Source organism: Devosia insulae DS-56 (assembly GCF_000970465.2).
GTDB lineage: Bacteria > Pseudomonadota > Alphaproteobacteria > Rhizobiales > Devosiaceae > Devosia_A > Devosia_A insulae.
In genome coordinates this window covers 1-8,212 of the sequence record NZ_LAJE02000258.1, presented here as the reverse complement: position 1 = coordinate 8,212, position 8,212 = coordinate 1, and the positions used below count along the sequence as shown (strand labels likewise).

Sequence of the window (8,212 nt, the reverse complement as noted above, 5' to 3'; positions counted from 1 at the left end):
CCTCAAGGCGGAGGGGAACTCACCTGTTTCGATGGAACGACAGCTGGCCCAGGACGGAGTAGGTCAAGCCGCCAGCGCCTCGCGCGGCACGGCGTGCAGCGCCGCCGGCTGGAACAGCATCTTCACGTAGTTGCGCGCCATCAGCATCTGCTCGGGCAGCACTGAGGGGTCGCCGAGCGACTTGCTCATGATGATGCCGCCATCAATGGCGCAGGTGATGTTGCGCGCGATGCGGCCGGGGTCCACCGGTTCGCGCAGCGGGTAGGCCGCGACGATCTTCTCGATCATGGTCCGGAAGAAGCCGTTCCAGTCTTCGACGATCGAGCTGACCATGGCACGCACCTCGCGATTGAACAGCTGGTCCTGGTAGCTCATCGTCGCGACGAGGCAGCCGGGATGTCCGCCGGGCATCGCGGCCATGTGCTCGGCGAACAGCGTCAGCCCGATCAGCAGCTGCTGCAGCGGATCGTCGCTGAGCTCGGCTGCCCGGCCGAAGATCTCGTCGACCAATTGCCCGAGGCGGCCGCGGTGGCGGGCGAGCAGGCCGCGCGCCAGCTCGTTCTTGTCGTGGAAGTGATAGAAGAAGCCGGACTTGGTGATCCCCGCCTCGGCGATGATCTCGTCAATCGAGGTGGCGCCAAAACCTTTGGCGAGCACGCCGGCTTCGGCGATGTCGAGGATGCGCTCGCGCGTTGCATTGCCTTTACGCATGCTGGTTCCTCCAGAAAACCGTACCGCCGGTGCAGTTCTCGGGCCGATCGACCCATCCCGGCATCTCACCCCGACGGCCATGCGCCGGACTACGAAGTTGTTGTGGCTTGCTAATTCCGCTGGCGCGCGAACCGCACCACGCACTCGCTATCGTCCCGACCGAAGTCATCATATGTTTTGTTGAAAGCGGGGCGCGCTGAGGAATTTGACGATGACGACCATCGACCTGGATGAGAGCCCGCTGGCCATCCGCCACAATACCGATCCCGGCTTCATCCGGCGCCTGCTGCGCCGCGCGCTGCAGCGGCACCGGGAACGCGCCACCCTGACCGGTCTCAGCCGCATGCAGCCGCATCTGCTGCGCGACATGGGGATTGAGCCCGGCGACATTTTTGATGCGCTCGATGGCAAGCGCAGCTCGGTGCTGTTCAATCCGATGCGAAAACCCGACCATCGCTAACCCCGCACTGCCCGCCAGGCGGCGATGATGGCATCGGCCGAAAGGTCGATGTCGGCTTCGGTGGTGGCGCCTGAGGTGACCGAAATCCGCATCACCCAGTCGCCATGCCAGGCAGCGCCGCCGGCAAAGCACACGCCGCCGGCCTGCACGCCCGCAATCACCGCCTCGGTCAGGGCCTTGCGCGTCGCCGCGTCGCCCGCGCCGAAATCGACGATCAGCTGGTTGATGGTCACCTCGTTGCGAAGATTGATGCCGGGCTCGGCGCTCAGCCGCTCCGCCATCCGTTTGGTCAGCGCGCAGTGCCGCTCCACCAGCTCCGCCACGCCCTGCCGCCCCAGCGTCTTCAGCATCGCCCAAACCGGCGTGCCACGGGCCCGGCGCGACAGTTCCGGCACGAACGCCGAGGGCACCCGGTCGGTCGGGCTGATGGTCGGCAGGTAGCTTGCCCATTGCGTCATGGCGCGCTGATGCGCCTCACGGTCGCGCACGATGGCGAAGCCGGAATCATACGGCACCTGCAGCCATTTGTGGCCGTCGGTGACCCAGGAATCCGCCGCCTCGATGCCCGTGGTCAGGTGCTTGAGCGCCGGCGTGGCGCGGGCCCACAGCCCGAACGCCCCGTCGACATGCACCCAGGCGCCGGCGGCGTGGGCAATCGGGATGATGTCTTCGAACCGGTCATAGGCGCCGGTGTTGATCTGCCCGGCCTGGGCGATAACGATCTTCGGGCCGCTCAGGCCCCTGAGCGCCGCGTCGAGCGCTGCCACGCTCATCCGGCCTTGCCCATCGGTAGCAACGCGGATCAGCCGGCGGTAGCCGAAGCCGATCAGCTGCAGCGCCGAAAACATCGAGGAATGTGCGTCGTCGCCGATCAGCACATGCACCGGTGGCGCGCCGAACAGGCCATCGGCATCGGGGTCCCAGCCGGCATCGAGCAGCACCCGGGTGCGCGCCGCGGCGAGCCCGACAGCGCCGGCGACGGTGGCCCCAGTGGTAAAGCCGATCGAACTCTGGCGCGGCAGGTCGAGGATATCGAGCAGCCAGCGCTCAGCCACTTCCTCCATCGCGGCGGCTGCCGGAGTCGGGGTGTGATAGCCGGCATTCTGCCCCCAGGCGCTGACCAGCCAGTCGGCGGCGACCCCCGCCGGATGCGAGGCGCCCATCACCCAGCCGAAGAACCGCGGCCCGGTGATCGGCATCAACCCGCCCTGGCTGCGCCGGACCAGCTCCTCGAGCACATCGAGCGGCGCGGCGCCCTGTTCAGGCACCGGCTCGAGCAGCCGGTCGCGCATTTCGGCGTAGCCGTGGTCCGGGCGCCCGGCATGGTCGTTGAGCGAGGCGCGATAGTCGACGGCATGGTCGACAGCGCGGTTCAGCAATGTGCGTAGATCGTAAGTCATAATATGACCTCCCCGATATGCCGGAGAAATCATAGCGCACCTGAAGCCAAGATGAACAAGGGCCCGGCACCCCCTCGGGGTACCGGGCCCTCTCGAACTAACGCCAGGGCTGTTAGGCGGCGAGCTTCTTGAGGATCGCGGCGCCCATCTCTTCGGTGCCGACGGTCTTGCGGTTGTCCTGCGCGATGTCGCCGGTGCGGAGGCCATCTGCCAGCACGCTCGAGATCGCCGCCTCGAGCCGGTCGGCCAGCGCCACCAGGTTGAACGAATAGCGCAGCGCCATGGCGAACGAGGCCAGCATGGCGATCGGGTTGGCAACGCCCGTGCCGGCAATGTCGGGCGCCGAGCCATGCACCGGCTCATACAGCGCCTTGCGCTTGCCGGTCACCGCATCGGGGGCGCCGAGCGACGCCGAGGGCAGCATGCCGAGCGAGCCGGTGAGCATCGCCGCCGCATCCGACAGGATGTCACCGAACAGGTTGTCGGTGACCATCACGTCGAACTGCTTGGGGTTGCGCACCAGCTGCATCGCCGCGTTGTCGGCGAGGATGTGGTGGAACTCGACATCCGGATAGTCCTTGGCCACCGCCTGCGCGACTTCGTCCCACAACACGCCCGACTTCATGACGTTCTTCTTGTCGGCCGAATGCACCTTGTTCTTGCGGGTGCGGGCGAGGTCCATGGCGACGCGGACGATCCGGTCGATTTCGTAGGTCTCGTAAACCTGCGTATCGATGGCGCGCTTCTGCCCGTTGCCGAGATCGGTGATGGTCTTGGGCTCACCGAAATAGACGCCGCCGGTCAGCTCGCGCACGATCAGGATGTCGAGACCCTCGATCAGCTCACGCTTCAGCGACGAGGCGTCGGCCAGCGCCGGATAGCAGATCGCCGGACGGAGGTTGGCGAACAGTTTCAGATCCTTGCGCAGGCGCAGCAGGCCCGCTTCCGGGCGCTTTTCATAGGGCACCTTGTCCCATTTCGGCCCGCCGACCGCGCCGAAGATCACTGCATCGGCGGCGAGCGCCTTCTGCATGTCCTCTTCCGAAATCGCCTCGCCATGCGCGTCATAGGCGCACCCACCGACAAGGCCCGAATCGAAGCTGAAATCCGTCTCGCCCTGGCTGTTGAGCCAGGCGATCACCTTCTCGACCTCCTTCATGATCTCGGTGCCGATGCCGTCGCCGGGGAGCAGGAAGAGTTTCTGGGCCATATCGAAAATCTCGTGGTTAGGAGGAAACGCCGTCGAGGCGCTTATTAAGGAAGTAGCGGCGCGAGCCGACAGGCTGGCCCTCGATCGTGCCGAAGACGGTGTAGCCAAGCTTTTCGTAAAAGCCGCGCGCCTGAAAGTCGAATGTATCGAGCCAGATGCCCGCCAGCCCGCGTTCGCGGGCGTAGGCCTCGGCCTGCCGCATCAGCGCCGTGCCGTGGTCCTGGCCGCGGAACGCGGCATCCACATGCAGCAGGTCGATGGCCAGCCAGTCGAGTGCCACCGTGCCGGTTAGCCCGCCGACGATCTGCCCATCGGGAGATTTGAGATGCAGCGCTACGGTCTGTCGCAGCGGCGTGCGGCCGCCCATATGTTCGCGGTTATAGGCCCGCAGCGGCTCCAGCACCGCATCGACATCGGCCTTGTCGGGATCGAGCTTGAGCGCGATCTCCATGATCAGTCGCCATGCGCGCCGATGCGCGCGGTCACTTCGATCTCGACCTTCATTTCCGGCCGCGTCAGCCCGCAGACCAGCATGGTCGCGGCCGGGCGGATATCGCCGAAGATCTTGCCGGCGACTTCCACCAGCCCGTCGTAATGGGCCATGTCGGTGATGTAGTAGCGCACCCGGACCGTGTCCTTGATGGTCGAGCCGGCTTCCTCGAGCGCGTGCGAAATGGTCGAGAAGGCGTTGCGGGCCTGCTCGCGCACATCCTCAGGCATCACCATGGTCTTGTAGTCGTAGCCGGTGGTGCCCGACACATAGATCAGGTTGCCGTCGACGAGCGCGCGCGAGTAGCCGATCTTGGCTTCGAACGGCGAGCCGGACGAGATGTGTATGACCATGGCTGTATCCTTTGGCTTAGAGCCAGGGGCGGTCGCTGGCCATCTTGCCTTCGAAGCTCGAAATCGCCGGATCGGCCTTCAGCGTCGTCGCGATGTCGTCGAGGCCCTCGAGCAGCGTCTGCTTGCGCGATGGATCGATATCGAAGTGTAGCGAACCGCCGTCCGGTCCCCTGATCGTCTGGCTCTCGAGATCGACGCTGATGGTGGCGTTCGAGCCGCGCTCCGCGTCGTCCATCAGCAGCGCCAGCTGCTCAGGCGTCACCACGATCGGCAGAATGCCGTTCTTGAAGCAGTTATTGTAGAAGATGTCGGCAAAGCTGGTCGAGATGACGCAGCGCACGCCGAAATCCAGGAGCGCCCAAGGCGCATGCTCGCGCGACGAGCCGCAGCCGAAATTATCGCCGGCGACGATGATCTTGGCCTGCCGATAGGCCGGCTTGTTGAGCACGAAGCTCTCGTTCTCGGTGCCATCTTCATTATAGCGCATCTCGGAGAACAGGGCGGTGCCGAGCCCGGTGCGCTTGATGGTCTTGAGGTACTGCTTGGGAATGATCATGTCCGTGTCGATGTTGATGATCGGCAGCGGCGCGGCGACGCCCGTCAGGCTCGTGAACTTTTCCATGGCAGTACCCCTTTCGGTGCGGCTGTAATGAAGCAACAGGGCCCGGGAATCAAGTCGTTCGCGACTGGAGCATTCCACGGCTTGGTTGACTCTGAGAAGCTGTTGGCGAGCTTGGCACCAGGTAGCGACCTAAACTCGGTGTCATCCCCGCGAAAGCGGGGAACTCCGTTTGCGATCGTGCAGCCGGCACGAAAACGGAGGTTCCCGCTTTCGCGGGAATGACCCGGTGGGTGGTGCTCGCCCCGTGTTTAGAATGCGTCCAGCTTTTGCGGGGATGACACCGCAAGTCGTGCAGCTTGCCGCTGACCGCGCCTACCCCAGTCGCGGCAGGTTACGGCCCATGTCGCCCTGCTCGATCTCCCGCGCCTCATCGAGGCTGAGCATCGGCACACCGTCGCGGATCGGAAACGCCAGATGCGCCGCCACCGAGATCAGCTCGGTGCCGTCGGCCGAGAGCGTCAGCCGGGTCTTGGTCAAAGGACAGACCAGCATTTCGAGCGTCTTCACATCCACCACGTGGCGGAGATTGGCCGCTGCCTCTGCCGGGGTTTGTGCGCTCAATTGAGCGGCGAGGCCCGGTCGTCGCCCTTGGCCATCTCGAACTCGGCCATGGCGATCAGCGTCTCGGCCCGGGTTTCGAGCGTATCGGCCTCGAGCAGCGCCTGCTTTTCGGCGGCGCCATAGGGCGAGACCATGGCGCAGAAGTTGACCAGGTCGGCCGTGCCGGTCTTTTCGATCTCGTCCCAGTTGAGGTCGAAATTGCCGAACTCGGCATAGTCGCGCATCATCTTGAGGAAGCGCGGCCGATCCACCGCCTCCTCGCCGAACTCGCGGTCGAAATCCGAAGCAAAAGCATCCGTCGCGATCATGCCGCGCCGGAACGGCGTCATGGTCGGCATTTCCTTCAAAAGCTCGAACCGGCACAGCCCCTCGAGGATGACGAAGTAGCGGGCTTCCTCGACCTCCTCGAAATGGCTGATCCGCCCCACCGTACCGATGCGCTGCAGCGGCGCCCGGCCCTTCGGGCTTTCCTCAGACGTGTCGCGCGGCTGGATCAGGCCGATCAGCCGGTCGCCGCGCAGTGCATGGTCGATCATTTCGACATAGCGCGGCTCGAAGATATTGAGCGGCCGCCGGGCATAGGGCAGCAGCAGGGCGCCGGTCAGCGGGAACAGCGGCACGCTGGCGGGCAGGTCGGCGGGAGAATTCGGTCGCTTCAACACGAGGCGCCTCCGGGAGCGTGGTCAGGAAAGTCGTAAAACTTTCCCGGTTCGACCGCGCGATAATCAAAAAACTTGGAGCCACTCCGGCTCCTCGCGAGATACGAAACTGGCGCCATCATGGCTCCAGTGCAATCAATGGCTCAGCTGAACAGCAGCGCCGACAGCAGCCGACGGCCCTTCAGCGTGGCGGGGTCCTTGGGGCCCCAGGCTTCGAACAGTTCGAGCAGCTTCTTGCGCGCCCCGTCTTCGTTCCAGGTGCGGTCGCGGCGCATCAGCGCCACCAGCGCTTCGGCGGCTTCCAGCCGCTTGCCCTCGGCATTGTATTTCACCGCGAGGTCGAACCGCGCCTGATGATCGTCGGGGTTGTTTTCGAGCTGCGCGGCGAGCTCGTCGGTTTCGCTGAGCTCCGCCGCCTCGCCGAGCAGCTTCAGTGCGGCGAGCGTCGAAGTGTAATCGTCACCCTTGCGCCCCTCTTCCGGCATGGTGTCGAGCACGGCCTGCGCCTGGTCCGGCTCGCCGGCGGCAAGGAATACCTTGGCCATCCCGACGATCCCGGGGGCGTTCTCCGGCTGATGCTGCAGCACCATGCCGTAGATCTGCGCCGCCTGGTTGAGGTCGCCGACCTTCAGCGCCTCGCCGGCGGCAGTGAGCGCATTGGCGATCTCTTCCTCGATCGAGCCGGCCTGCGGCTGGCCAGCCGGCGCCCCCGAGATCACCTTGTCGGCAAAGCGCCGCACCTCGCTCTCGGGGATCGCCCCGAGAAACGCATCGACCGGCCGGCCGCCGGCAAAAGCGAACACGGCGGGAATGGACTGGATGCCGAGCTGCCCGGCGACCCCTGGATTCTCGTCGATATTGATCTTCACCAGCCGGATCTTGCCGGCCTTTTCGTTGATCACCTTCTCGAGGTTCGGCGTCAGCTGGCGGCACGGGCCGCACCACGGCGCCCAGAAATCCACCAGCACCGGGGCCTCCAGCGAGGCATCGATCACGTCTGCCTTGAAGGCGCGATCGGTCGAATCCTTGATCAGGGCGCCAGCGGGAGGCGCCGAATTTTGTGGGGCCGGGTTGAGGTCGTTGAAGGACATGCTGTGCTTTTCCTGCCGCGACGGGCCACTGAGAGGCCTGTCTTTCCTTGGTTTTCTTGCGCCCCGATGGGTATCGGACGCAAGCTTTTTCCCGGGCGTGATGAGACCAGAATTATGGGTTGCAAACCCGCTTTCGATTGGGCATATAGGCGCGCGGTTCGGCGCTGCCAAGTTTCCCACGGGAACGAAGCATCGTAAAGAGCCGATGGAGTGCGGGTGTAGCTCAGGGGTAGAGCATAACCTTGCCAAGGTTAGGGTCGAGGGTTCGAATCCCTTCGCCCGCTCCAATATCCTCCCTGTACCTCAGGGATGTGACGATAAGGCCGGGCCAACAGCCCGGCCTTCGTTTTTCTGCGGCGTGCTCGCGGCGTCAGTTACTTGCGGCCCCACCTGTGTTTGTCTGTAGGTCAGCGACGAGGGAAGCGCGCTTGGTGAACAGCACTCATGCCGAACGGATCCACGCGCTCTGGGATGAGCTGTCGGATTTCGACGTCAGCCAATCAGAGGCTGCCGCCGCTCACCTGATGCAGAGCCTCGTCGGGCTGGCAGGGGTTGAGAACGCCGCCTGGGCCGGCGCTGTTCGCGTTGGCGGACCTGACGACCCGCTGTTCGGCTGGCGGGTGGCGCCGGTGAAGACCACCGATCCCGACCTCGA

The 8,212-nt window shown here is 65.0% G+C and carries 10 protein-coding genes, 1 tRNA gene and 1 pseudogene; 3 read left to right on the top strand and 9 right to left on the bottom strand.

Annotated features, from left to right (window positions below; all coding sequences use genetic code 11):
• Window positions 1-63: 63 nt before the first annotated feature.
• Window positions 64-711: a TetR/AcrR family transcriptional regulator gene (locus VW23_RS18415; RefSeq protein WP_069911005.1), complete on the bottom strand. Its 648-nt coding sequence runs from the start codon at window positions 709-711 to the stop codon at window positions 64-66.
• 211 nt (window positions 712-922) lie between these two features.
• Here VW23_RS18415 and VW23_RS18410 point away from each other — a divergent pair, with 211 nt between their 5' ends.
• The gene (locus VW23_RS18410) at window positions 923-1,171 is read left to right on the top strand and encodes a DUF1127 domain-containing protein (protein ID WP_069911004.1); all 249 of its coding nucleotides are present in this window, start codon (window positions 923-925) and stop codon (window positions 1,169-1,171) included.
• Here VW23_RS18410 and VW23_RS18405 read toward each other — a convergent pair.
• The 8 genes from VW23_RS18405 to VW23_RS18370 all read right to left on the bottom strand — a co-directional run bounded on the left by VW23_RS18405 (window position 1,168) and on the right by VW23_RS18370 (window position 7,557).
• On the bottom strand, window positions 1,168-2,571 hold the full coding sequence (locus tag VW23_RS18405) for a pyridoxal phosphate-dependent decarboxylase family protein (protein WP_069911003.1): 1,404 nt from the start codon (window positions 2,569-2,571) through the stop codon (window positions 1,168-1,170). The genes VW23_RS18410 and VW23_RS18405 overlap by 4 nt on opposite strands.
• 112 nt (window positions 2,572-2,683) lie before the next feature.
• Complete coding sequence (gene leuB / locus VW23_RS18400) at window positions 2,684-3,781, bottom strand: 3-isopropylmalate dehydrogenase (RefSeq protein ID WP_069911002.1); 1,098 nt, start codon at window positions 3,779-3,781, stop codon at window positions 2,684-2,686.
• 16 nt (window positions 3,782-3,797) lie between these two features.
• The gene (locus VW23_RS18395) at window positions 3,798-4,232 is read right to left on the bottom strand and encodes a GNAT family N-acetyltransferase (protein ID WP_069911001.1); all 435 of its coding nucleotides are present in this window, start codon (window positions 4,230-4,232) and stop codon (window positions 3,798-3,800) included.
• A gap of 2 nt (window positions 4,233-4,234) precedes the next feature.
• Entirely contained in the window at window positions 4,235-4,624 is a 390-nt protein-coding gene (locus VW23_RS18390) for a RidA family protein (RefSeq protein ID WP_069911000.1), read from the bottom strand.
• Between the two features lie 16 nt (window positions 4,625-4,640).
• The gene (leuD, locus tag VW23_RS18385; RefSeq protein WP_069910999.1) at window positions 4,641-5,246 is read right to left on the bottom strand and encodes a 3-isopropylmalate dehydratase small subunit; all 606 of its coding nucleotides are present in this window, start codon (window positions 5,244-5,246) and stop codon (window positions 4,641-4,643) included.
• A 312-nt stretch (window positions 5,247-5,558) separates the two neighbouring features.
• Complete coding sequence (locus tag VW23_RS18380; protein WP_055993896.1) at window positions 5,559-5,762, bottom strand: Trm112 family protein; 204 nt, start codon at window positions 5,760-5,762, stop codon at window positions 5,559-5,561.
• A 41-nt stretch (window positions 5,763-5,803) separates the two neighbouring features.
• Window positions 5,804-6,469: an LON peptidase substrate-binding domain-containing protein gene (locus VW23_RS18375; RefSeq protein ID WP_069910998.1), complete on the bottom strand. Its 666-nt coding sequence runs from the start codon at window positions 6,467-6,469 to the stop codon at window positions 5,804-5,806.
• A gap of 140 nt (window positions 6,470-6,609) precedes the next feature.
• Window positions 6,610-7,557 carry a thioredoxin family protein gene (locus VW23_RS18370; RefSeq protein WP_069910997.1) on the bottom strand — a complete coding sequence of 316 codons (948 nt, stop codon included), beginning with the start codon at window positions 7,555-7,557 and terminating at the stop codon, window positions 6,610-6,612.
• 212 nt (window positions 7,558-7,769) lie between these two features.
• Here VW23_RS18370 and VW23_RS18365 point away from each other — a divergent pair.
• Together VW23_RS18365 and VW23_RS18360 are read left to right on the top strand one after the other, a co-directional pair.
• Window positions 7,770-7,844 (top strand) — tRNA-Gly (locus VW23_RS18365).
• 144 nt (window positions 7,845-7,988) lie between these two features.
• Window positions 7,989-8,212 (top strand): annotated as a pseudogene (locus VW23_RS18360) (helix-turn-helix transcriptional regulator); the annotation flags it as partial.

Excerpts from the sequence above, each read along its gene's own strand:
- VW23_RS18415 (WP_069911005.1), bottom strand. The coding sequence starts at position 711 with ATGCGTAAAGGCAATGCAACGCGCGAGCGCATCCTCGACATCGCCGAA.
- VW23_RS18410 (WP_069911004.1), top strand. The coding sequence starts at position 923 with ATGACGACCATCGACCTGGATGAGAGCCCGCTGGCCATCCGCCACAAT.
- VW23_RS18405 (WP_069911003.1), bottom strand. The coding sequence starts at position 2,571 with ATGACTTACGATCTACGCACATTGCTGAACCGCGCTGTCGACCATGCC.
- leuB (WP_069911002.1), bottom strand. The coding sequence starts at position 3,781 with ATGGCCCAGAAACTCTTCCTGCTCCCCGGCGACGGCATCGGCACCGAG.
- VW23_RS18395 (WP_069911001.1), bottom strand. The coding sequence starts at position 4,232 with ATGGAGATCGCGCTCAAGCTCGATCCCGACAAGGCCGATGTCGATGCG.
- VW23_RS18390 (WP_069911000.1), bottom strand. The coding sequence starts at position 4,624 with ATGGTCATACACATCTCGTCCGGCTCGCCGTTCGAAGCCAAGATCGGC.
- leuD (WP_069910999.1), bottom strand. The coding sequence starts at position 5,246 with ATGGAAAAGTTCACGAGCCTGACGGGCGTCGCCGCGCCGCTGCCGATC.
- VW23_RS18370 (WP_069910997.1), bottom strand. The coding sequence starts at position 7,557 with ATGTCCTTCAACGACCTCAACCCGGCCCCACAAAATTCGGCGCCTCCC.